Genomic DNA, 23,069 nt, shown 5'->3' with positions numbered 1-23,069 from the left:
AGTTCAGTTCTTGGTGTTGGCGATCGAGCGACGGGCGGCGTCGACGACGGCTTCCGCGGTGAAACCGAACTCGCGGAACAGAGTGCCGGCGTCGGCCGAGGCACCGAAGTGCTCGATCGAGACGTTCTCCCCGGCGTCACCGGTGAAGCGGTGCCACGAAAGGGCGATACCGGCTTCGACGGAGACGCGTGCCTTGACCGACGGCGGCAGCACCGAGTCCTTGTAGGACTGGTCCTGCGCGTCGAACCACTCGACACACGGCATCGAGACGACGCTCGCCGTGATGCCGTCGGCTTCGAGGGTCTTGCGGGCCTCGACGGCCAGCTGGACCTCGGAGCCGGTCGCGATCAGCACGACCTGGGGCTTGCCGTCGGACGCTTCGGCGAGGACGTAGCCGCCCCGCTTGACGCCTTCGGCGCTGGTGCCCTCCAGGACCGGCACGTTCTGCCGGGTGAGCGCGAGGCCCGACGGGTGGTGGACGTCCTCCAGGACGGCCTTCCACGCGTAGGCGGTCTCGTTGGCGTCCGCCGGGCGGACGACGTTGAGGCCGGGGATCGCGCGCAGCGAGGAGAGCTGCTCGATCGGCTGGTGGGTCGGTCCGTCCTCGCCGAGGCCGATCGAGTCGTGCGTCCACACGTAGGTGACCGGCGCCTTCATCAGCGCGGCCAGCCGCACGGGCGGGCGCATGTAGTCGGAGAAGATCAGGAACGTCGCGCCGTAGGGGCGGGTGCCGCCGTGCAGCGCGATGCCGTTGAGGATCGAGCCCATCGCGTGCTCACGGATGCCGAAGTGCAGCGTCCGGCCGTACGGGCTGGTCTTCCACATGTCGGTGGAAGCCTTCTCCGGGCCGAACGAGTCGGCCCCCTTCATGGTGGTGTTGTTGCTCTCCGCGAGGTCCGCGGAACCGCCCCACAGCTCGGGAAGCGGGTCGGCGAGCGCGTTGAGCACCTCACCGGAGGCCTTGCGGGTCGCGATGCCCTTGGCGTCCGGCTCCCACTTCGGCAGGTTGTCGGCGAAGCCGTCGGGCAGCGTGCGGGTGGCCATCCGGTCCGCGATCTTCTTGCGCTCCGGGTTGGCGGCGCCCCACGCCTCGAACTTCTCCTGCCACTCGGCGCGCGCGGTCTTGCCGCGGTCGACGGCCTGGCGGGTGTGCGCGATGACCTCGTCGTCGACCTGGAAGTTCCGCTCCGGGTCGAAGCCGAGGATCTCCTTCACCGCGGCGACCTCTTCGGCACCGAGCGCGGCGCCGTGGGCCTTGCCGGTGCCCATCTTCTTCGGCGCCGGGTACCCGATGACGGTCTTCAGCGCGATGAACGACGGGCGCTCGGTCTCCGCCTTCGCGGCCTTGATGGCCTCTTCGATCGCGACGACGTCCTCGCCACCCTCGACGACCTGGGTGTGCCACCCGTAGGCCTCGTAGCGCTTCACGACGTCCTCGGACAGCGCGATCTTGGTGTCGTCCTCGATCGAGATCTCGTTGTCGTCCCAGAAGACGATCAGGTTGCCGAGTTCCTGGCGGCCGGCGATCGACGAGGCCTCGGCGGTGACGCCCTCTTCGATGTCACCGTCGGAGGCGACCACGTAGACGTAGTGGTCGAAGATGCTCTCGCCGACGGCGGGCTCCGGGTCCAGCAGGCCGCGCTCGCGGCGGGCGGCCATCGCCATGCCGACGCCGTTGGCGAGACCCTGGCCGAGCGGGCCGGTGGTGGTCTCGATGCCCTTGGTGTGGCGGTACTCCGGGTGACCGGGGGTCTTCGAGTTCCACTTGCGGAGCTGCTTCAGGTCTTCCAGCTCCAGGCCGAACCCGGCGAGGTACAGCTGGATGTAGAGGGTGAGGCTCGAGTGCCCCGCGGAGAGGATGAAGCGGTCGCGGGCGGGCCACTCGGGGTCCGCCGGGTCATGACGCAGCGTCCTCTGGAACAGCGTGTAGGCGAGCGGTGCGAGGCTCATCGCGGTGCCGGGGTGACCGCTGCCGCAGTTCTCGACCGCGTCCGCGGCGAGCACCCGAACGGTGTCGACGGCCCGCGTGTCGAGGTCGGTCCAGTCGGCGGGCACGTTGCGCCGGAGGAGTGGGTTCTTCTCGCTGGTAGAGGCGGTTTCGGACACTGAACTCGAACTCCCCGTCATCAGGTTGTGGCTTCTCTTCCCTCGTGGGTAACCCACGTGTACCGCTACTAATCTCAATCGATCCGGAAGGGACGATATTCCTGCTCCGGGCCGTTCGCAGAGGCACGCCGCGACCTACCGCGGCCAGCCTAATGGTTCGGCCGGTCGAGGACCCGCGATCACCCTCTGGAAACAGCACGTCTAACATCGAGGAAGGGTTCAGAACGCAGGGATCCGGGGCCCGCCACATCACCCGGAAGCCTGGTGGGCCCCGGCCCGAAAACTGACGCAGGGAGTGAAATGTCGTTGGTGAACGCTGCGCACGGACGCAGTGACAGCACCAGCGCCGTACATCCGACCGGTGAACGACCGCACGGTGGCCGGCGAACAATCCGCCAGGTCGTCGGCGCGTACGCCGCCCTCGCGAAGCCCAGGGTGATCGAGCTCCTCCTCGTCACCACGATTCCCGCGATGTTCCTGGCAGGCCGGGAAATCCCGTCGCCTTGGCTGGTACTCGCGACGCTCGTGGGCGGCACCATGGCCGCCGGTAGCGCGAACGCCTTGAACTGCGTCATCGACGCGGACATCGACAAGGTGATGAACCGCACCAAGCGCCGTCCGCTGGTGAAGGAATCGGTACCCCGCCGCGGCGCGCTGATCTTCGGTCTCGTACTCGGTGTGCTGTCCGCCGTGGTGCTCTATTTCACGGTGAACCTGCTCTCGGCGATTCTCGCGATCGCGACGATCCTGTTCTACATCTTCGTCTACACGCTGGTGCTGAAGCGGCGTACGTCACAGAACGTGGTCTGGGGCGGGGCGGCGGGCTGCATGCCGGTCGTCATCGGCTGGGCCGCCGTCACCGGCACCGTCGAGTGGCCCGCGTTCGTGATGTTCGGCGTCATCTTCTTCTGGACCCCGCCGCACACCTGGGCGCTGGGCATGAAGTACCGCGACGACTACGAGCGCGCCGGCGTGCCGATGCTGCCGGTGGTCGCCACCCCGCAGCACGTGGCGCGGCAGATCGTCATCTACTCGTGGGTGATGGTCGCCTGGACGCTGCTGCTGGTCCCGGTGACGAGCTGGATCTACACGACGTTCGCGATCCTGGCGGGCGGCTGGTTCCTCTTCTACGCGCACAGCCTGAACGCGGCGGTGCGGCGCGGCGAGGAGACCAAGCCGATGTCGCTGTTCCACCGGTCGAACACGTACCTGATGATCGTGTTCGTCGCGCTGGCCGTCGACTCGGCCATCGGCCTCCCGACCATCGGCCTGCCCTTCTAACTCTCTCTCGCGGGGGGCGTGTCCCAAGGGGTGGCACGCCGCGACGCGCTGGGTTACCCGTCGGTACGGTCCGGCGAGGTGACGTCCACAACCGAACGCCCGGCCACGGTTCGCGCCGTGCGGGCGACCATGGCGGTCGCCTGCCTGGTCGTCTTCACGGCCCAGATGGCGACGACGATCTACCTGCCCTCCCTCCCGGTGATCGAGCACGACTTCGCGGTGTCGCGCAGCTTCGCGGCGCTCTCGGTGTCGCTGTTCGTCATCGGCGCGGCGGCGCCGGTGGTGCTGTGGGGCTGGGTGGCCGACCGCCTCGGACGGCGTCCGGCGATGCTCGCGGCGCTGGGCCTGTTCGTCGTCTCCAGCGCGGTGCTGATCGTCAACACCGCGCCTGCCTGGCTGCTGATTCTCCGGTCCCTGCAAGGGATCGGCGCCGGCGGCGCGGCCATCATCGCCCGTATCGCGGTCCGGGACCTCGGCGGCGGCGACGCGCTCGCCAAACGGCTTTCGGTGCTGTCCATCGCGTTCGTCACCGCGCTCGGCGGAGGGCAGTTCCTCGGCGGGCTGATCGGCGGGTGGCAGGCCGGGTTCGCCGTGCTGACCGCGGCGGGGGTGATCTGCGTCATCGGCACCTTGGTGATCCCGCTCGCCCGGGGCGGTGAGGAGAAGTCCGGCGTGATCCGGATCTACCTCAGGATCCTCACCGTTCCGGCGTTCCTGCTGCCGACGATCGCGGCCGGACTCGGCTTCGCGACGATCGTGCTCCTTCAAGAGGTCGCCCCGTTCGTCTTCCAGCAGCACTTCGGCCTGAGCGCGGACCAGTACGGCGGCCTGGGCCTCCTGTTCGGGCTGGCCTACTTCGGCGGCGCGTTGCTGGTGAACCGGCTGGCGGGCAGCAAGGGCTCGTCCTGGCTGATGCGGGCGGGCGCGCTGGTCATGACCGGTGCGGGCGCGCTGACGATCGCCTTGTGGCTGATCCCCGGGATCCCGCTCACGGCCGCGCTCGTGACGTTCGTCGCGCTGTACTGCGGGACCACCTTCGGCCAGGCCGCGCTCTTCCCGAGCAGCATGGCCGTCGCGGTGAGCGAGGTGCCAGGACACGGCGCCTACGCCGTCGCGCTGTGCGGTTTCGTCGCGCAGTCCATCGCGGGTGTCGCGGCCACCTTCGCCGTCCTGCTGCACGAGAACCTCGTGTGGGCGAGCGTCGCCACCGGTCTTTCCCTGGCGGCCTTCCTCCTGGTCCGCGTGCGCACGCGGGAATGAGATGATGGCGGGCGCCGTTGTAAACCTTTCGGCCCCTGTCCCACCTCTCGAAAGCAGGCTGCTTTTGTCCGTGTCCCCGGACCGGGAACTCGACGCGCTCGAGCAGGACGTCGCGCTCGAGCAGGAGTACGTCACCACCCTTTACCGCAAACTCGACGCCGAACGCGTCGACGCGCAGCGCAGGCTCGACCAGACGCTGCGCCAGACCGGCGGCACCCCGCAGGCGCGCACCGAACGCGACGTCGCCACGACGCTGTACACCGACAGGCTCTCCCAGCTGGGTTCCGTCGAGCAGGGACTGTGCTTCGGCCGTCTCGACTTCCTGCCCGAGCACGCGGAGGAGACCACCTACATCGGGCGGCTCGGGCTGTTCGACGAGGACGACGACTACCGCCCGCTGCTCGTCGACTGGCGCGCGCCGGTCGCGCGGCCCTTCTACCTCGCCACCGCCGCCTCGCCCGAAGGCGTCCGCCGCCGTCGTCACATCCGGTCGCTGAGCCGGAAGGTCGTCGGCGTCGACGACGAGATCCTCGATCTCTCCGCCGCCGACCAGGGGCAGGACCTCGGGCTCGCGGGGGAGGCCGCGCTGCTGGCCGCGCTCGAACGGCGTCGCACCGGAGAGATGAGCGACATCGTCGCCACCATCCAGGCCGAGCAGGACCGCATCATCCGCGCGTCGCCGAACGGCGTCCTGGTGGTCCAGGGCGGTCCGGGCACCGGCAAGACCGCGGTCGCGCTGCACCGCGCGGCGTACCTGCTCTACACGCACCGGCAGCAGCTCACCACGCGCGGCGTGCTGGTGGTCGGGCCGAACAGCACGTTCCTCCGCTACATCGGGCAAGTGCTGCCGTCGCTGGGGGAGACCGGAGTGCTCCTGGCCACGATCGGGCAGCTGTACCCGGGCCTGGACGCCACCGGACCGGTCACCCGCGAGGCCGCCGAGATCAAGGGCCGCCCGGTGATGGCCGACGTGCTCGCCGCCGCGGTCCGCGATCGCCAGCGCGTGCCGGAACCGGTGCTGGAGATCGAATTCGAGCGCGAGATCCTCATGCTCGACCGCAAGACCTGCACCGAGGCGCGGACGCGGGCCCGCCGGTCGCGTCGCCCGCACAACCTCGCCCGGAGGATCTTCGTCTCGGACCTCCTCGACGCGCTGACCCGCCAGGCCGCCCGCAAACTGGGGGAGGACCTGCTCGACGCGCGGGACGTCCAGGACATCCGCGCCGAGGTCTCCGCCGACAAGAACGTGGCCGCCGCGATCAACGGACTGTGGCCCAAGCTCACCCCCGAGATCGTGCTCGACGAGCTGTTCGCCGACCGCGAACGATTGCGGAGCGCGTCCGGGAAAGCCTTACCGGACACCGATCGTGAGCATCTCTACAGCCCGACGGACGCGAAGTGGAGCCCGGCCGACGTCCCGCTGCTCGACGAACTCGCCGAGTTGCTCGGCGAGGACGACACGGACGCCCGGGCCGAGCGGGCTCGCCGCGAGCGGGAAGACCGCGCGTACGCGGAAGGCGTGCTCGACATCCTCGAACAGGACGAGGAGATCATCGACGAGGAACTGCTGCGGGTGGGCGACGTCCTCGACGCCGAGCTGTTCGCCGAGCGCCAGCATCGCCGCAGCGAGATGACCGCGGCGCAACGGGCGGCCCAGGACCGGACCTGGACCTTCGGGCACGTGATCGTCGACGAGGCGCAGGAACTGACCGCGATGGACTGGCGGCTGCTGATGCGCCGGTCGCCGAACCGGTCGATGACGCTCGTCGGCGACGTCGCCCAGACCGGGGCGGCCGGGGGAGCGCGGACGTGGGGCGAGGTGCTGTCCCCGTACGTCGCCGATCGCTGGCGGCTCGAAGAGCTGACCGTGAACTACCGGACCCCGGCGGAGATCATGGCCGTCGCGTCCCGGGTGCTCGCCGACGTCAACCCGGAGCTGGAAGCGCCGGTTTCGGTGCGGGAGACGGGTTTCGAGCCCTGGCTGCGTTCCGTGAAGCCGGCGGATCTCGTCGCGGAGTTGCCGGGGATCGTCGACGCCGAACTGTCCGTTGTGGACGGTGGGACGGTCGCCGTGCTGTGCCCGGTCCCGCTGATCGAGACGGTGTCCGAGGCACTCGGCGAGGCGGGAGACCGGGTGTCGGTGATGCCGGTCGAGCGGGCGAAGGGTCTCGAGTTCGATTCGGTGGTGCTGGTCGCCCCGGACGAGGTCGTCGCCGGGTCCCCGCGCGGGCTCAACGATCTTTATGTGGCCCTGACCAGGGCGACCCGTCGGATGGGCGTAGTGCAGACCGGTGACCTTGTTCCGGCGCTGGAGGGTCTTGGCTAAGGTCGGCCGCATGCGCACATTCGGCAAGATCGTGGTCATCGGCGCGGGCGTGCTCGCCCTGGCGGCCTGTGGCGAGAAACAGAACACCGCAGGTTCGGCCCAGTCCTCCGGTGCGGCCCCCGCGTCGGCGTCGTCGTCGGCCCCGGCCGCCCCGAAGGGCAAGGAATGCACGGCGGAGGACGTCAAGACCACTGGGAAGTTCGGGGAGGCGCCGACCATCACCATCCCGGACGACTGCGACCCGCCGAAGAAGCTCATCACCAAGGACCTCGAGCCCGGCACCGGTGAGGGCGCCAAGTCGGGTCAGCAGCTGAAGATGAACTATTCGCTGGTCACCTGGTCCAACAAGCAGAAGCTGGACAGCTCCTTCGACCGCGGCGAGCCGTTCGACCTGACACTCGGCGCCGGCATGGTCATCAAGGGCTGGGACCAGGGGCTCGAAGGGATCAAGCAGGGCGCGCGGCGGCTGCTGATCATCCCGCCGGACCTCGGTTACGGCGAGGGCGGCCGCGGCATCGCGCCGAACGAGACCCTGGTGTTCGTCACCGACGCGGTGAGCGTCCCGACCGACAAGGGCTGATGCCGGCAGGAGCTGAAGGGGCCCTTCACCGCATCTCACGTGGTGAAGGGCCCCTTCGCTGCATCCGATGCGGGGAAAGTCCCCTTCAGCCGCGGTACTCCCAGGTGAGCAGAGTGATCTCCAGCCCCTTCTCGACCTTGGTCTCGGGAGGCGAGTCGGTCAGGGCGTAGCCGACGCGGCGCGCGACGGTCTCGCTCGCCGCGTTCTGGGCGTCGATCTGCAGCCGGAGCGGTCCGAGACCGTGCTCCAGCGCGTACGCGGTCAGCACCCGGAGAGACCGCGCCGCGAGATCCTGGCCTCGGTGCGCCGGACCGACCGCGTAGCCGAGCTCGACGTCGCCTTCTTCCCGCAGGAACAGCACGACCTCGCCGAGGGGCTCGCCGCCGTCGGCCGTGATGGCCAGCCGCAGGCCCTTGCCGTCCGCCCGGCGGACGACGCTCTTCTCGTAGTGGGCCTTCGCCGCCGCCTCGTCGAACGGCGACGGCAGCGGCGTGAACCGCGCGACGGCGGGGTTGTCGAACAGCCCCGGCATGAACGCGACGTCGTCTTCGATCCAGTCCCGCAGGACGAGACCGTCTCCGGTGAGCCGGACCTCCTCCGGCCAGGCCGCGGTCACGGGATCAGGAGGAGCTTGCCGGTGGTGCGCCGCCCCTGGAGGTCTTCGTGCGCCTGACGGGCGTCGGCCAGGGGGTAGCGGCCGCCGATCCGGATGTTCAGCGAGCCGTCTCCGACGGCGGCGAACAGTTCCTTCACCCGCCACTCCAGTTCCTCGCGAGTGAGCACGTAATGCGCCGAGGTCGGCCGGGTGAGGTACACCGAGCCGCTGCGGTTGAGCAGCTGCGGGTCGATCGGCGGCACCGGGCCGCTGGCCGCGCCGTAGAGGGCGAGCAGGCCGCGGATCTTCAGGCTCGCCAGGCTGCCGTCCACAGTGGACTTCCCGACGCCGTCGTAGACCACCGCGACACCCTTGCCGCCGGTGAGCTCGCGGGCCGCGGCGGCGAAGTCGACCTGGTCGTAGCGGATGACGTCGTCCGCGCCTGCCTGCTTGGCGAGTTCGGCCTTCTCGTCGGTGGAGACGGTGCCGATCACCCGGGCGCCGCGTGCCTTGGCCAGCTGGACCAGCAGCAGGCCCATCCCGCCCGCGGCGGCGTGGATCAGGACGTCGTCGCCCGCCTTGACCTCGTAGGTCGAGGCGATCAGCGCGTGCGCGGTGACGCCCTGGAGCATCGTCGCGGCGGCGGTCTCCGTGGTCACGCCGTCCGGGATCTTCACCGCGACCGCGGCGGGGAGCAGCCGGCGCTGGGCGTAGCTGCCCAGCGAGCCCTGCCAGGCGACCCGGTCGCCGACGGCGAAACCGGAGACGTCCGCGCCGACCGCGGCCACCGTCCCGGCGCCCTCCATGCCCAGGATGAACGGCTTGTCGACCGGGTAGATGCCCTCGCGGTGATAGGTGTCGATGTAGTTGACGCCCGCCGCGGCGACGTCCACGAGCAGTTCCCCCGCACCGGGATCGCCGACCTCGACTTGCGTCAGCTCAAGGACTTCGGGACCGCCGGTTTGCCGGATCTGCACTGCCGTGGGCATACATCCTCCTCGTTCAAGGTCGTTCCGACCGGCACAACTATGGCCGACGCCACGGTTATTCCGCGTCCCGGGCCTTTCGCGGTTAAGCTCGGCCCGTGGCTGAGACCGAAGAGAAGACCGAGACCGCCGCCCCCACGTCGCGCCAGGTCGCGGCCGCCCGCGACTTCGTGAAGCGGCACGGGAAGCCGTCGCGCGCGGTGGTGGAGAACATCGGGCGGATCGGTGCCCGTGTCGTGCTCGTGGGTGCCGACGGCGCGCTCGGTGACGTCGTCGTCTCCTCCACGGAGGCCGGCGACGCGCTGGTCGAGGCCGTCGAGGACCTCGAGCCCGCCGAGTGGGACAGCGAGACCGTGAAGGCCACCAAGATCGGCGCCGAGCACCGCCGCCGGATGGCGGGGAAGTGACCGGCTCCGCGATCTTCGCCTCCTGCTCCGGGGTGCCGGAGGGCGACGGCGACGAACACGCCGTTCCGGAGGCGCTGGCCGACCTCGGTTTCAAGACCCGCTGGGCCGCCTGGGACGACACGACCGTCGACTTCGGCGCCGCGGACATCGTCGTCCTGCGCGCCACCTGGGACTACGCCGAGCGCCGCGACGAGTTCCTGTCCTGGGCCGAATCCGTGCCCGCGCTGTCCAATTCGGCCGAAGTCGCGCGGTGGAACACCGACAAGTCCTATCTGGCCGAACTCGGCGACGCCGGGGTCGCGGTCGTGCCGACGACCCTGATCGCGCCGGGCGACGAGACCCCGCGCTGGCCCAAGGGCGACTTCGTGCTGAAGCCCGCGATCGGTGCCGGATCCCGTGGTGTCGGGAAGTTCTCGCCCGAAGGCGCCGAGCACGCCGCGTCCCATCTGAAGAGCCTTCACGCCGCGGACCACACCGTGGTGATGCAGCCGTATCAGTCCAGTGTGGACACCGAGGGCGAGCTCGCGCTGGTGTTCTTCGGCGGCGTGTACTCGCACGCCTTCTCGAAGGCCGCCATGCTGGGCCGGGAACTCGACGAATCCGGTTTGTGGGTCTCGGAAAAGCTCGGTTCCGCGCAGCCGCCCGCCGCGTTCCGCGCACTCGCCGAGGACACCCTCGACGCGACGGCGGCGCTGCTGGGAATCCTGCGCGCGGAACTGCTGTACGCCCGCGTCGACCTCGTCGCCGGTCCGGACGGCAGGCCGCTGCTGCTGGAACTGGAGCTCGTCGAGCCTTCGCTCGGTTTCCGTCAGACCGATGCCGCCGCCGCTTGGCGCTTCGCTTCCGCCGTGCGGCAGCAACTCTCCTGACGCAAGTCGTCCTCTAGTTGCGGTAGATGCACGCGCAAGTACCGCAACTAGAGGACGAATCGCCGCGGGTCAGGCGGGTTTCACGAGCTTCGCGGCCAAACGTTCGGGCTTCGGCCACCGCACGTCCCGTGCCCAGCCGAACTTCTCGAACAGCCAGATCACCCGCGCCGACACGTCGACCTGTCCGCGCAGGACGCCGTGCCGCGCGCAGGTCGGGTCGGCGTGGTGGGAGTTGTGCCACGACTCGCCCATGGACAGGATCGCCAGCGGCCAGAAGTTCGCGGCCTTGTCACGGCTCGCGAACGGGCGCTCGCCGACCATGTGGCAGATCGAGTTCACCGACCAGGTGACGTGGTGCAGGAACGCGATCCGGACCAGCCCGGCCCAGAAGAACCCGGTCACCACACCCCACCAGGACCAGCTGAGCAGTCCGCCGAGTACGGCGGGCAGCGCGAGGCTGAGCGTGATCCACAACCAGAAGTAGCGGTTCACCACGCGAAGATCCTTGTCGGCCACCAGATCCGGCGCGAAACGCTCGTAGTTGGTCACTTCGCGGCTGAACATCCAGCCCATGTGCGCGTGCCAGAACCCGCGCAGCAGCGCCGTGGGCGAAGTCCCGAACAGCCAAGGGGAGTGCGGGTCGCCTTCGCGGTCGGCGAAGGCGTGGTGGCGACGGTGGCTGGCCACCCAGAAGATGACCGACCCCTGCACCGCGAAACTCCCGGCGATGGCGAGCGCGATCCGCAGCGGCCGTCCGGCCTTGAAGGCGCCGTGGGTGAAGTAGCGGTGGTAGCCGACGGTCACCCCGAGCGTCCCGACGGTGTAGAACACTGCCGCCAGCACGAGATCGACCCAGGTCATGCCCCAGCCCCAGACGATCGGCACGGCGGCGAGCAGCGCGACGAACGGGACCAGCAGGAAGGTCTTGAGTATCAGCATCTCCCCGGAACCTCGGCGATGGGAGATCAGGGGCTTGGACTGACTGGCCGGTGCGTCCGGCTCCGTGCTGGCGGTCATGCGACACCTCGTGCCTCGACTCGGTGGTGACCCCCGTGTGGGGCACCGAACGCAGCGTAAGGGCATCGTCTGGCGAGCACCCCGCCCGGGGGTTACGTCCGGTTTGCCGGAGGGTCAGTTCGAGGTGGCCAGTGCGTGCTCAGGCGCCGTGGCCGAGGTGACCGGACCACGATCACGTGATCCGCACCACAGTGCCGCCGTCGAGATGATCACCAGCGCCGAGCCGAGGACGTGGAACGAGACCAGCGCCTCCGGCACACCGAGGGCGTACTGCACCGAGCCCAGGACGCCCTGGGCGAGCGCGATCACCCACACGATGGTGTACCGCTGCCACAGCTGCTTCGGCGTCTCGCCTCGCATCAGCTGGAGCCCGAAGACGGCCAGCACGATCAGGTAGATCACCAGCAGTCCGCCGTGGACCTGGGTGAGCGTCTCGATCGGGGCCTGGAGCCGGTGGGTGCCGGGGTCGCCGCCGTGCGGGCCGGCGCCGGTCACGGTGGTACCCGCCACGAGGACGGCCCACATCGACACGGCCAGTGCGATCAGCGTCTTGCGGCCCGCGTCCGGGATCAGCCAGCGGGCGGGCTCGTCACCCTCCTTGAACGCGCGCAGCAACAGGACCGCGAGCCAGACCAGGGGAGTGGAGGCGAGGAAGTGGAGCGCGACGGTCCACCATTCGAGTTTGGCGAGCACGGTGATCCCGCCGACGACGGCCTGCAGCATCACGCCCGCGGGCATCGTCCAGGCCAGCTTCACCAGACGGCGGCGGCTCGGGTGCTCGATCTGCACTCGCCACGCGGTGATCACGCACAGCGCGGCGACGGCGATGACGACGCCGGTCAGCATCCGGTTGCTGAACTCGATCCATTGGGTGAGCGCGTCGAATTCGGGGTGCGCCACCGGCACGATGCTGCCTTCGACGCACTGAGGCCAGGTCGGGCAGCCGAGGCCCGAACCCGTGACGCGGACGACCGAACCGGTGACGCCGATTCCGGCCTGGGCGATCACCGCCGCGATCGCGACCGCTCGCTGGACCGCGAACGAGGGATACGGCAGACGCGCTACAAGGCTCTGGAACGGCACCGCCCGATGCTAGAACGACGTTCCTGAGAGCGTTCCACCGGCCGTACCCGCTGTGTCGGCGGCCTCAGAAGAGCCTCAGGTGAGCTTGGTGGTCTTGCTCGCCAGCGCGCCCGCGACGACGCCCCAGCCGACGAGGACCGCGAACGGGCCCCAGCCGAACGAACCGTCGAGCAGTACCGAGCGCAGGCCTTCCGCGAGCGCGCCCGAGGGCAGCAGCTCGACGATCGTCGCGACGCCCGAAGGCATCGTCGACGGCGCCAGCAGGATGCCGCCGGCGAGCAGCAGCACGAACCAGACGATGTTCGCCAGCGCCAGCACGGCTTCCGCGCGCAGCGCCCCGCCGAGCAACAGGCCCAGCGCCCCGAATGCGAAGGTGCCGATGACCAGGAACGGGATCGCGCCGAGGATTCCGCCCAGCGACGGCGACCAGCCCAGCAGCGCGGCGACGGCGCCGAGGATCACCGCCTGCAGCGCGACGACGACCAGCGCGGCGGCCACCCGGCCCGCGACGAGCAGCCAGCGGGGCAGCGCGGTGGCGGAAAGTCGTTTGAGGACGCCGTATCGGCGGTCGAAGCCCAGTGCGATGGCCTGTCCGGTGAACGCGGACGACATCACCGCCAGTGCCAGGATCCTCGGCGTGATCCAGTCCACTTTGGACGACGAGCCGAGTTGCGACGACGGCAGGATGTCCAGCAGTGACAAGCCGATCAGCAGCGCGAGCGGGATGAGCAAGGTCAGCAGGATCTGCTCGCCGTGGCGCAGGGTCAGGCTCGCTTCGACCTTCGCGTGCGTGCGCAGCATCTTGCCGAGCGAACCGCGGCCGGGGGCCGGGGTGAACGTGCCCGGGGCGAACCGCGGTGCCGGTGTCGTGGTCATGCGCGCAGTTCCCGTCCGGTCAGTTCCAGGAAGACCTCTTCCAGCGTGCGCTTGCCGACCTGCAGTTCCTCGGGCATGACACCCTGCTGCGCGCACCACGCCGTCACGGTCGACACCACCTGCGGGTCGATCGCGCCCTCGACGAGGTACGTCCCCGGCGCGGATTCGCGCACGAGGTGGCCTTCGGGCAGGGCCGCGGTCAGCAGGCCGGTGTCGAGCCGCGTCCGGGCCTTGAAACGCAACTGCGCGGCTTCGCCCGCGTCGACGGTCAGCGACTGCGGGGAGCCTTCGACGACGACCTTGCCGTGGTCCACGATGACGACGGTGTCGGCCAGTGTTTCGGCCTCCTCCATCAGATGCGTGGTGAGCAGCACGCTGACCCCGTCGGCGCGCAGCGCTCCGAGCAGGTCCCAGACCAGGCGGCGGGCCTGCGGGTCCATCCCCGCCGTCGGCTCGTCGAGGAAGAGCAGTTCCGGGCGTCCGACGAGCGCGCAGGCGAGGGAGAGCCGCTGCTGCTGCCCGCCGGAGAGCCGTTTGAACGGCGTCTTGCGTGCTCCCGAAAGACCGAGGACGTCCAGCAGCCAGGCCGGATCGAGCGGGTTCGCGGCACAGGCGGCGACCAGTCCGAGCATCTCGTCGGCACGGACACCGGGATACGCGCCGCCGCCCTGGGGCATGACGCCGATCCGGGGTCGCAACGCTGAGCCGTCCCTCGACGGATTCAGGCCCAGCACGCGGACTTCGCCGTCGTCAGCCCGCAGGAAGCCTTCGCAGATCTCGACGGTGGTGGTCTTGCCGGCCCCGTTCGGGCCGAGCAGAGCGAGCAGTGTGCCACGTTCCATCCGCAGGTCGAGTCCATCGACCGCGGTGGTGGATCCGTAGCGTTTCACCAGCCCGGTGATCTCGACGGCGGGGGTGTTCACGACAGGTCACGATACGGCGTCACGCCGGGACCGAATGCTCCGGGGACGGTCTGGACAGCAGCAGTGGCGAGATGCGGTGGACGATGAACAGCCCCAGCAGCGTGAGGACACCCGCGGCCGCCCACGCGAACGGCAGGACGTACCCGCGGCCGTCGAAGGTGCTGCCCGTCGTGGGCAGCAGGAACGGCAGGACGGCGGTGACGATCGTCGCGGCGATGCGGAACCGCGAGGTGCCCGCCGCCGCGGCGAGCGGGATGATCGCCCACAGCAGGTACCAGGGCTGCAGCGCCACGTGCAGCACCATCACCGCGCCCAGCGAGACACCGAGGCCGATGATCGGCCGGTAGCGCCAGTTGAAGCTGTCCCACAGGAACTTGACCGTCACGGCGCCCGCCACGAGATAGCCGAGCGTGCCGAGGATCGGCACCATCGCGTTGGTGTGGTTGCCGAGGCCGAGCGCGATGCCGAGGACACCGCCGAGCGCGGCGAGTTCCGACGTCGGCGAGATCCACGAGCGGACCAGTCCCGGTGTCCCGAGCGCGCCGACCCAGCCGAAGCCGAGGCCGGTGCCGTAACAGACCGCCACCAGCACCACGCCGAACAGCAACGCCATCGGCACCGCGGCGGTGAGCAGGTCCTTGAGCCTGCCATACCAGCGTCTCGCCACCATCACCGTGAAGAACGGCAGTGCCAGGATCGCGTTCAGTTTCACCGCGACGCCGAGGGTGATGATCGCCACCCCGAGCCCGATGAACAGCAATTCGCCCCTGGCCAGTGGCGGGGGAGCGTCCCCCTTGAACCGCACCGGCATCCGGCTGAGGCCGATCTCCAGCCCGGCCACCATGAGGCCGATCGCCAGCGCGTCGTTGTGGGCGCCCGCGACGAAGTGGAAGATCAGCAGCGGGTTCGCCGCGCCGAGCCACAGCGCGGTGGCGGGCTGCACGCCAAATCGCCGGGCGAGCCGGGGCAGCGCCCAGATGATCAGGATGACGCCGATCAGCGCGAGCCCGCGCTGCAACAGCACCCCGGTGACGATGTTCCCGCTGCTCAGCGGCGCGAGCCAGCCGCCGAGGCGGAGCAGCAGCGGGCCGTAGGGCGCCGGGGTCTCGCGCCACATGTTGGAGACGCCCGAGGTCAGCGGATCGGACACGCCGAGCGCTTCGGCGGGCCCGAGGGAGTACGGATCCATCCCGCGGGCCACGATCTCGCTCTGCGCGAGGTAGCTGTAGACGTCGCGGGAGAACAGTGGCGGGATGAACAGCAGCGGCGCGCACCAGAGCGCGATCGTGCGGGCGAGCTGGCCCTGGGTGGCGAGGCGGCGGCGCGCGGGCTGGGCGAACCGGCCGAGCAGCAGCCAGCTCAGCACGATGATCGCCATCCCGGCCAGGCCCATCGCGAGCGAAACGGTGGGGATCCGGGTGAACAGCCGCAGGACCGGGATCTCCTGCACCGGGTTGATCACCGGCGCGGCGCCCGCGCCGAGCGAGCCGAGGGCGAGGAACAGGGAACCGACCGCGCCGAACCGGCGGACCACGTTCAGCCCGCGCAGTTCCTTGTCGTCGAGCGGCTCCGGTTCGCGCGGGTGCCCGGGGGTGAGCGTCGACACCGAACCCGCCGCCGAAGCGTCCTCCGGTGCTGCCCCGTCCGTGTCCCGCCGTACCGGGTGATCGCCCACTGCCACGCACGAAGGGTAGCGATCGCGGGAACAGACTTAACGGGTACGTGGTTACCCCTGTGCTTTCGACGGTCAACGTGACCCACGCCACTCCGTGAGGCACCCCTCTTTGCCGTCTCCCCGGAAATACGTCACACTTGTGTTGTGAAAAAGGCGGGGACGCGGAACGAGGCCGGTGGCGACATGCCCCGCGCCGAGGTCCAGCCTGTCCCCGCGCAGGTCGGCCCCGAGGGCCGGACCAGGCACGAAGTGGCCCGCTTGCTGCTGGAACAGGGTCCGATGACCGCCGTCGTGGTGGCCGAGCAGCTGGGGATCAGCGCCGCCGCCGTCCGCCGTCATCTCGACGCCCTGCTCGCCGACGGCGAGGCCGAAACCCGGGACGCGCCCCGTCGCGGCCCCCGCGGACGAGGCCGTCCCGCCAAGAACTTCCTCCTGACCGAGGCCGGTCGTGCCCGGTTCGGGCACGCCTACGACGACCTCGCGTCCTCGGCCATCCGGTTCCTCTCCGAACACGCCGGCGAGGACGCTGTGAAGGCCTTCGCCGAGGCTCGTGTCGCTTCGCTGGTCGGCCCGCATCAGGAAGCGATCACGCAGCACACGGACCCCGCCGCCCGCGCCGAGGCCCTCGCTGCGGCGCTGACCAGGGAGGGTTACGCTGCGTCGACCCGTCAGGTCGGTGTCGGCGAACAGCTTTGCCAGCACCATTGCCCGGTCGCCCATGTCGCCGCCGAGTTCCCTCAGTTGTGTGAAGCCGAAACCGAGGCTTTCGCGGAACTTCTGGGTACCCACGTGCAGCGACTGGCGACCATCGCACGCGGTGACAACGCGTGCACCACACACGTACCCGTCGTTTCGGCGGGTCACCCGGCCACACCCCGGCCGGGAAGCACGGCGCCCTCTCCTGGGCGCACAGCACGGATCCCGAATGGAGGGAAACCCGCATGACTGCCGCTGCCGAGCAGCGCACTCCCACCACCGCGCCCATGAGCCAGGAAGAGACCATCGAGTCCCTTGGCAAGTACGCGTTCGGCTGGGCGGACTCCGACGAGGCGGGCTCTACTGCCCGTCGCGGACTGAACGAGGACGTCGTCACCGACATCTCCTCGAAGAAGTCCGAGCCGGAGTGGATGCGCGAAGCACGACTGAAGGCTCTCAAGCTCTTCGACTTGAAGCCGATGCCCAACTGGGGTGCGGACCTCTCCGGGATCGACTTCGACAACATCAAGTACTTCGTGCGGTCCAGTGAGAAGCAGGCCACCTCCTGGGAAGACCTGCCCGAGGACATCAAGAACACGTACGACCGGCTCGGCATCCCCGAGGCGGAGAAGCAGCGCCTCGTCGCCGGTGTCGCCGCGCAGTACGAGTCCGAGGTCGTCTACCACTCGATCCGCGAGGATCTGGAGGCGCAGGGCGTCCTGTTCCTGGACACCGACACCGCGCTCAAGGAGCACCCGGAGATCTTCAAGGAGTACTTCGGCTCCGTGATCCCGGCCGGGGACAACAAGTTCTCCGCGCTGAACACCGCGGTGTGGTCCGGCGGCTCGTTCATCTACGTGCCCAAGGGCGTCAAGGTGGACATCCCGCTGCAGGCCTACTTCCGGATCAACACCGAGAACATGGGTCAGTTCGAGCGGACCCTGATCATCGTCGACGAAGACGCCTACGTGCACTACGTCGAGGGTTGCACCGCGCCGATCTATCAGTCCGACTCGCTGCACTCGGCGGTCGTGGAGATCATCGTGAAGAAGGGCGCCCGCTGCCGTTACACGACCATCCAGAACTGGTCGAACAACGTCTACAACCTGGTCACCAAGCGCGCCAAGTGCGAAGAGGGCGCGACCATGGAGTGGATCGACGGCAACATCGGTTCCAAGGTCACGATGAAGTACCCGTCCGTCTTCCTGATGGGCGAGCACGCCAAGGGCGAGGTCCTCTCGGTCGCGTTCGCGGGCGAAGGCCAGCACCAGGACGCCGGCGCGAAGATGGAGCACCTGGCGCCGCACACCTCCTCGACCATCGTGTCGAAGTCGGTGGCGCGCGGCGGTGGCCGCACCTCCTACCGCGGTCTGATCAAGATCGCGAAGCGGGCGCACCACTCGCGGTCCAGCGTGGTCTGTGACGCGCTGCTGGTCGACACGATCTCGCGGTCGGACACGTACCCGTACGTGGACATCCGCAACGACGAGGTCTCCATGGGCCACGAGGCGACCGTCTCGAAGGTCAGCGAAGACCAGATGTTCTACCTCATGTCGCGCGGTCTCGACGAGGCCGAGGCCATGGCGATGATCGTGCGCGGGTTCGTCGAGCCCATCGCGCGTGAGCTGCCGATGGAGTACGCGCTCGAGCTGAACCGCCTGATCGAGCTTCAGATGGAAGGGTCCGTCGGCTAGTCATGTCGGTTACCGAGAACAACGTTTCCGAAGCGATGCGCGAAGGGGTCGTCATCCCGGCGACCTCTCGCGCGGAGCGCTTCACCTCTCACGACGTCGAGGCCTTCGAGGTCCCCGGCGGCCGTGAGGAGAACTGGCGCTTCACTCCGATGAAGCGGCTGCGCGGCCTGCACGACGGGTCCGCCACCGCTTCGGGTTCGGCGACCCTGGAATCCGACGCCGCGCCCGAACTGAAGATCGAGCAGGTCGGCAGGGACGACGAGCGCCTCGGCGTCGCGGGCGTCCCGAGCGACCGGATCGCCGCGCAGGCGTACTCCTCGTTCACCGAGGCCACCGTCATCACGGTGCCCAAGGAGACCAAGGCGTCGAAGCCGTCGACGGTGAAGATCACCGGTCCCGGCGAGGGCGAGGTCGCCTACGGGCACCTGCAGGTCCGCGCCGAGCAGTTCTCCGAGGCCGTCATCGTCCTCGACCACGTCGGCTCCGGCACCTACGCCGACAACGTCGAGTTCGTCATCGGCGATTCGGCGAACGTCACCGTGGTCAGCGTCCAGGACTGGGCCGACGACGCGGTGCACGTGTCCGAGCAGCACCTCAAGCTCGGCCGCGACGCCACGCTCAAGCACATCGTCATCACCCTGGGCGGTGACCTCGTCCGCGTCTCGCCGACGGCGACGTTCGCCGACAAGGGCGGCGACGTCGAGATGCTCGGCCTGTACTTCGCGGACGCGGGGCAGCACCAGGAGCACCGTCTCTTCGTCGACCACGCGGTGCCGAACTGCAAGTCGCGGGTGATGTACAAGGGCGCGCTGCAGGGCGAAAACGCGCACACCGTGTGGGTCGGCGACGTGCTGATCCGGGCGGCCGCCGAAGCGACCGACACCTACGAGCTCAACCGCAACCTGGTGCTGACGCCGGGCGCGCGGGCGGACTCGATCCCGAACCTGGAGATCGAGACCGGCGAGATCGAAGGCGCCGGGCACGCGAGCGCGACGGGAAGGTTCGACGACGAGCAGTTGTTCTACCTCCAGTCGCGTGGAATCGGCGAGGACGCCGCGCGGCGCCTGGTCGTACGCGGGTTCTTCCACGAGATCCTGGTCAAGATCGGCGTTCCCGAGGTGCGCGAGCGTCTCGAGACCGCGATCGAAGCCGAGCTCGAAGCCGTGGGCGTCTAAGCCCTCGTCCGTCCACATCAGACTTTTAGGAAAGAAATGCCTACGCTGGAAATCAAGGATCTGCACGCCTCGGTCACGACCGAGGAGGGCCCCAAGGAGATCCTCAAGGGCGTCAACCTGACCATCAAGTCGGGCGAGACCCACGCGATCATGGGCCCCAACGGTTCGGGCAAGTCCACGCTGTCCTACGCCATCGCCGGTCACCCCAAGTACCAAGTCACCTCCGGGCAGGTCCTGCTCGACGGTGAGGACGTGCTGGAGATGAGCGTCGACGAGCGTGCCCGCGCGGGCCTGTTCCTCGCCATGCAGTACCCGGTCGAGGTACCGGGCGTGTCCATGTCCAACTTCCTCCGCACCGCGGCCACCGCGGTCCGTGGCGAGGCCCCCAAGCTGCGCCACTGGGTCAAGGAGGTCAAGGAGGAGATGGGCAAGCTGGAGATCTCGTCCGAGTTCGCCGAGCGTTCGGTGAACGAGGGCTTCTCCGGCGGCGAGAAGAAGCGCCACGAGATCCTGCAGCTGGCGCTGCTCAAGCCGAAGATCGCCATCCTCGACGAGACCGACTCCGGCCTCGACGTCGACGCGCTGCGCGTCGTGTCCGAGGGCGTCAACGAGTTCAAGGCGAGCAACGACGCCGGCGTCATGCTGATCACGCACTACACGCGGATCCTGCGGCACATCACGCCCGACTTCGTGCACGTCTTCGCCGGCGGCAAGATCGTCGAGTCCGGCGGCCGTGAGCTCGCGGACGAGCTGGAGGAGAACGGGTACGTCAAGTACACCGGCTCCGCCGAGACCGCCGCCGTCTGATCACTGTTTTCGCGACTACACCGAGAGGAGTTGGCCCGATGACCACCACCACGGCTAACTCTGCTGTACCGCTGGACGTAGCGGCCATCAGGGCCGACTTCCCCATCCTGACTCGCACGGTGCGGGACGGGAAACCCTTGGTGTATCTGGATTCCGGTGCGACGTCCCAGAAACCGGCGCAGGTGCTCGAAGCCGAGCGCCGGTTCCTGGAGACCTCGAACGCCGCGGTGCACCGCGGCGCGCACCAGCTCGCCGAGGAGGCGACCGACGCCTACGAATCCGCCCGCGTGCGGATCGCGGAGTTCGTCGGCGCCTCCCCGCACGAGCTGGTGTTCACCAAGAACGCCACCGAGGGCATCAACCTCGTCGCCTACGCGATGAGCAACGCCGCCACGGCCGGTCCCGAGGCCGAGCGGTTCAAGCTCGGCCCCGGCGACGAGATCGTCATCACCGAGATGGAACACCACGCGAACCTGGTGCCGTGGCAGCAACTCTGCCAGCGCACCGGTGCGACGCTGAAGTGGTTCTCCGTCACCGCCGACGGTCGTCTCGATCTGTCCAATGTGGACGAGCTGATCACCGAGCGGACCAAGGTGCTCGCGTTCACGCACCAGTCCAACGTGCTCGGCACGATCAACCCGGTCAAGTTCCTGGTGGAGAAGGCCCGCAAGGTCGGCGCGCTGGTCGTGCTGGACGCCTGCCAGTCGGTGCCGCACTTCCCCGTGGACCTCCACGACCTGGACGTCGACTTCGCCGCTTTCGCCGGGCACAAGATGGTCGGCCCGTACGGCATCGGCGTCCTTTACGGCCGCCGCGAGCTGCTCGAAGCGATGCCGCCGTTCCTGACCGGCGGCTCGATGATCGAGATGGTCCGCATGGAGCAGACCACCTTCGCCGCGCCGCCGCAGCGGTTCGAGGCGGGCACCCCGATGACGTCGCAGGCCGTCGCCCTCGGCGCGGCCGCCGACTACCTGTCGTCGATCGGCATGGACCGGGTCGCCGCGCACGAGCACCTCCTCACCGAGGCGGCGCTGACCGGACTCGGCGAGATCCCCGGCGTGCGGATCATCGGCCCCACCGACATGGCCGACCGCGGCGGACTGGTCTCGTTCGTCATCGACGGCGTCCACCCGCACGACTCGGGCCAGGTGCTGGACAGCCTCGGCATCGCCGTCCGCGTCGGGCACCACTGCGCGTGGCCGCTGCACCGGGCCTGCTCGGTCCCGGCGACCGTGCGCGCGTCGTTCTACATCTACAACACCCTGTCCGAAGTGGACGCGCTCGTGAACGGTGTGCGTGAGGCGCAGAAGTTCTTCGGGGTGGCCTGATGAACCTCGAAAGCATGTACCAGGAGATCATCCTGGACCACTACAAGAACCCGCACGGCCGCGGTCTGCGCGAGCCGTTCGACGCCGAATCGTTCCAGGTCAACCCGACCTGCGGCGACGAGGTGACCCTGCGGGTGAAGGTCGACGACGGGAAGGTCGCCGACATCTCCTACGACGGACAAGGCTGCTCGATCAGCCAGGCGTCCACGTCGGTCTTGACGGATCTCGTCGTCGGGCACACCGTGGAGGAGGCGTTCACCACCATGGACGCCTTCGTCGAGCTGATGCAGGGCAAGGGTCAGATCGAGCCGGACGAGGAAGTGCTGGAGGACGGCATCGCCTTCGCGGGCGTCGCCAAGTACCCGGCACGCGTGAAGTGCGCCCTGCTCGGATGGATGGCGTTCAAGGACGCCGTCGCCCGCACGACCAACGGAGTTGAGACGGCATGACCGAACAGCAGACCGAAACCCGCGAGGGGCGCACGGCCGCCGACCTCGACGCCGAGACCACCGCCGCCGCGGACACCGCCGACCTGGCGAAGGTCGAGGACCTCGAAGAGGCGATGCGCGACGTCGTCGACCCCGAGCTGGGCATCAACGTCGTCGACCTCGGACTGGTCTACGACATCCGTGTCGAGGCGGACAACACCGCCACCATCGACATGACCCTGACGTCCGCGGCCTGCCCGCTGACCGACGTCATCGAAGACCAGACCGGTGCCGCGCTCGTCGGCGGGGGAACGGGACTGGTCAAGGACTTCCGGATCAACTGGGTCTGGATGCCGCCGTGGGGCCCGGAGAAGATCACCGAGGACGGCCGCGAGCAGCTGCGAGCCCTGGGCTTCACCGTCTGACCCTCACTTTTCGCGCTCGCGCGCGCTATGAAAGGCCCGTTACTTGCAAATTTCGCAAGTAACGGGCCTTTCATAGCGTTGGGGGCAGGCGGCGGCAAGCGTTATGTGTATAACGACCTATACCGCGCCCCGGAGGCCGCCCGGCGTCTGGTTGGGTAACCGCATGATCCGGTCCATCGCGCTCTTCGCACTCGCCGCCCTGCTGGAGATCGGTGGCGCCTGGCTGATCTGGCAAGGCGTCAGGGAACACCGCGGCTACCTCTGGATCGGCGCGGGCATCGTCGCACTGGGCCTCTACGGCTTCGTCGCGACACTCCAGCCCGACGCGAACTTCGGCCGCATCCTCGCCGCGTACGGCGGAGTGTTCGTCGCGGGATCGCTGGCGTGGGGCATGGTCGCCGACGGCTACCGGCCGGACCGGTACGACGTCATCGGCGCCCTGATCTGCCTCGCCGGGGTCGGGGTCATCATGTACGCGCCCCGAGCTTGAGCGTTGGCCGGAAACTGTCGGCCACCGGCGCTATCGTGCGCT

General features: G+C 69.1%; 22 protein-coding genes. 14 read left to right on the top strand and 8 right to left on the bottom strand.

Annotated features, from left to right (window positions below; genetic code table 11):
* Positions 1-3: 3 nt before the first annotated feature.
* On the bottom strand, positions 4-2,106 hold the full coding sequence (gene tkt, locus ACLJRM_RS06880) for a transketolase (protein WP_101606784.1): 2,103 nt from the start codon (positions 2,104-2,106) through the stop codon (positions 4-6).
* A gap of 300 nt (positions 2,107-2,406) precedes the next feature.
* Between tkt and ACLJRM_RS06875 the strand changes: the two genes are divergently transcribed.
* The 4 genes from ACLJRM_RS06875 (at position 2,407) to ACLJRM_RS06860 (ending at position 7,553) form a co-directional block, all read left to right on the top strand.
* Complete coding sequence (locus ACLJRM_RS06875) at positions 2,407-3,387, top strand: heme o synthase (RefSeq protein WP_410605734.1); 981 nt, start codon at positions 2,407-2,409, stop codon at positions 3,385-3,387.
* Between the two features lie 78 nt (positions 3,388-3,465).
* On the top strand, positions 3,466-4,647 hold the full coding sequence (locus tag ACLJRM_RS06870) for an MFS transporter (RefSeq protein WP_410662594.1): 1,182 nt from the start codon (positions 3,466-3,468) through the stop codon (positions 4,645-4,647).
* A gap of 70 nt (positions 4,648-4,717) precedes the next feature.
* The gene (locus tag ACLJRM_RS06865) at positions 4,718-6,973 is read left to right on the top strand and encodes a HelD family protein (RefSeq protein ID WP_410662593.1); all 2,256 of its coding nucleotides are present in this window, start codon (positions 4,718-4,720) and stop codon (positions 6,971-6,973) included.
* 10 nt (positions 6,974-6,983) lie between these two features.
* Entirely contained in the window at positions 6,984-7,553 is a 570-nt protein-coding gene (locus tag ACLJRM_RS06860; RefSeq protein WP_101606785.1) for an FKBP-type peptidyl-prolyl cis-trans isomerase, read from the top strand.
* A gap of 85 nt (positions 7,554-7,638) precedes the next feature.
* Here the strand turns inward: ACLJRM_RS06860 and ACLJRM_RS06855 are convergent, their stop codons facing one another.
* Positions 7,639-8,169 (bottom strand): GNAT family N-acetyltransferase, encoded by a 531-nt coding sequence (locus ACLJRM_RS06855; RefSeq protein ID WP_101606786.1) that lies wholly within the window; start codon positions 8,167-8,169, stop codon positions 7,639-7,641.
* Positions 8,166-9,137 (bottom strand): quinone oxidoreductase family protein, encoded by a 972-nt coding sequence (locus tag ACLJRM_RS06850; protein ID WP_410662592.1) that lies wholly within the window; start codon positions 9,135-9,137, stop codon positions 8,166-8,168. Before ACLJRM_RS06850 ends, ACLJRM_RS06855 begins: the two co-directional genes overlap by 4 nt.
* A 95-nt stretch (positions 9,138-9,232) precedes the next feature.
* Between ACLJRM_RS06850 and ACLJRM_RS06845 the strand changes: the two genes are divergently transcribed.
* Both ACLJRM_RS06845 and ACLJRM_RS06840 read left to right on the top strand, forming a co-directional pair.
* Positions 9,233-9,541 (top strand): hypothetical protein, encoded by a 309-nt coding sequence (locus ACLJRM_RS06845; protein WP_101606788.1) that lies wholly within the window; start codon positions 9,233-9,235, stop codon positions 9,539-9,541.
* On the top strand, positions 9,538-10,410 hold the full coding sequence (locus tag ACLJRM_RS06840; protein WP_410662591.1) for a RimK family alpha-L-glutamate ligase: 873 nt from the start codon (positions 9,538-9,540) through the stop codon (positions 10,408-10,410). The genes ACLJRM_RS06845 and ACLJRM_RS06840 overlap by 4 nt, the downstream gene beginning before the upstream one ends.
* A gap of 69 nt (positions 10,411-10,479) precedes the next feature.
* Here ACLJRM_RS06840 and ACLJRM_RS06835 read toward each other — a convergent pair whose 3' ends face one another.
* The 5 genes from ACLJRM_RS06835 to mptB all read right to left on the bottom strand — a co-directional run bounded on the left by ACLJRM_RS06835 (position 10,480) and on the right by mptB (position 15,915).
* A complete protein-coding gene (locus ACLJRM_RS06835) occupies positions 10,480-11,427 on the bottom strand; it encodes an acyl-CoA desaturase (protein WP_101606790.1) in 948 nt (315 codons plus the stop codon).
* Between the two features lie 114 nt (positions 11,428-11,541).
* Entirely contained in the window at positions 11,542-12,510 is a 969-nt protein-coding gene (locus tag ACLJRM_RS06830; RefSeq protein WP_410662590.1) for a COX15/CtaA family protein, read from the bottom strand.
* Positions 12,511-12,585: 75 nt separating this feature from the next.
* On the bottom strand, positions 12,586-13,386 hold the full coding sequence (locus ACLJRM_RS06825) for an ABC transporter permease (protein WP_101606792.1): 801 nt from the start codon (positions 13,384-13,386) through the stop codon (positions 12,586-12,588).
* Complete coding sequence (locus tag ACLJRM_RS06820) at positions 13,383-14,309, bottom strand: ABC transporter ATP-binding protein (RefSeq protein ID WP_101606793.1); 927 nt, start codon at positions 14,307-14,309, stop codon at positions 13,383-13,385. The genes ACLJRM_RS06825 and ACLJRM_RS06820 overlap by 4 nt, the downstream gene beginning before the upstream one ends.
* Before the next feature lie 19 nt (positions 14,310-14,328).
* Positions 14,329-15,915: a polyprenol phosphomannose-dependent alpha 1,6 mannosyltransferase MptB gene (gene mptB / locus ACLJRM_RS06815; protein WP_101606794.1), complete on the bottom strand. Its 1,587-nt coding sequence runs from the start codon at positions 15,913-15,915 to the stop codon at positions 14,329-14,331.
* A gap of 252 nt (positions 15,916-16,167) precedes the next feature.
* On the opposite strand from mptB, the gene ACLJRM_RS06810 reads away from it, so the two are divergent.
* From ACLJRM_RS06810 to ACLJRM_RS06775, 8 genes are all read left to right on the top strand, one after another.
* Positions 16,168-16,929 (top strand): helix-turn-helix transcriptional regulator, encoded by a 762-nt coding sequence (locus ACLJRM_RS06810; protein ID WP_174720535.1) that lies wholly within the window; start codon positions 16,168-16,170, stop codon positions 16,927-16,929.
* The gene (gene sufB, locus ACLJRM_RS06805) at positions 16,926-18,374 is read left to right on the top strand and encodes a Fe-S cluster assembly protein SufB (RefSeq protein WP_076163763.1); all 1,449 of its coding nucleotides are present in this window, start codon (positions 16,926-16,928) and stop codon (positions 18,372-18,374) included. Before ACLJRM_RS06810 ends, sufB begins: the two co-directional genes overlap by 4 nt.
* Positions 18,375-18,376: 2 nt before the next feature.
* Positions 18,377-19,549 carry a Fe-S cluster assembly protein SufD gene (gene sufD, locus ACLJRM_RS06800; RefSeq protein WP_101606795.1) on the top strand — a complete coding sequence of 391 codons (1,173 nt, stop codon included), beginning with the start codon at positions 18,377-18,379 and terminating at the stop codon, positions 19,547-19,549.
* A 36-nt stretch (positions 19,550-19,585) separates the two neighbouring features.
* Positions 19,586-20,356 (top strand): Fe-S cluster assembly ATPase SufC, encoded by a 771-nt coding sequence (sufC, locus tag ACLJRM_RS06795; RefSeq protein ID WP_410662589.1) that lies wholly within the window; start codon positions 19,586-19,588, stop codon positions 20,354-20,356.
* Positions 20,357-20,394: 38 nt separating this feature from the next.
* A complete protein-coding gene (locus ACLJRM_RS06790; protein ID WP_101606797.1) occupies positions 20,395-21,684 on the top strand; it encodes a cysteine desulfurase in 1,290 nt (429 codons plus the stop codon).
* Positions 21,684-22,133 carry a Fe-S cluster assembly sulfur transfer protein SufU gene (gene sufU / locus ACLJRM_RS06785; protein ID WP_101606798.1) on the top strand — a complete coding sequence of 150 codons (450 nt, stop codon included), beginning with the start codon at positions 21,684-21,686 and terminating at the stop codon, positions 22,131-22,133. Before ACLJRM_RS06790 ends, sufU begins: the two co-directional genes overlap by 1 nt.
* Positions 22,130-22,537 (top strand): metal-sulfur cluster assembly factor, encoded by a 408-nt coding sequence (locus ACLJRM_RS06780; RefSeq protein WP_101606799.1) that lies wholly within the window; start codon positions 22,130-22,132, stop codon positions 22,535-22,537. The genes sufU and ACLJRM_RS06780 overlap by 4 nt, the downstream gene beginning before the upstream one ends.
* 163 nt (positions 22,538-22,700) lie before the next feature.
* Positions 22,701-23,027, top strand: coding sequence for a YnfA family protein (locus tag ACLJRM_RS06775; protein WP_101606800.1), 327 nt, complete (start codon positions 22,701-22,703; stop codon positions 23,025-23,027).
* The last annotated feature ends 42 nt before the right edge of the window (positions 23,028-23,069 follow it).

The organism is Amycolatopsis sp. lyj-84, assembly GCF_046549075.1.
GTDB lineage: Bacteria > Actinomycetota > Actinomycetes > Mycobacteriales > Pseudonocardiaceae > Amycolatopsis.
The sequence above is the reverse complement of the archived record's forward strand: the minus strand, read 5'-3'. Positions and strand labels throughout refer to the sequence as shown.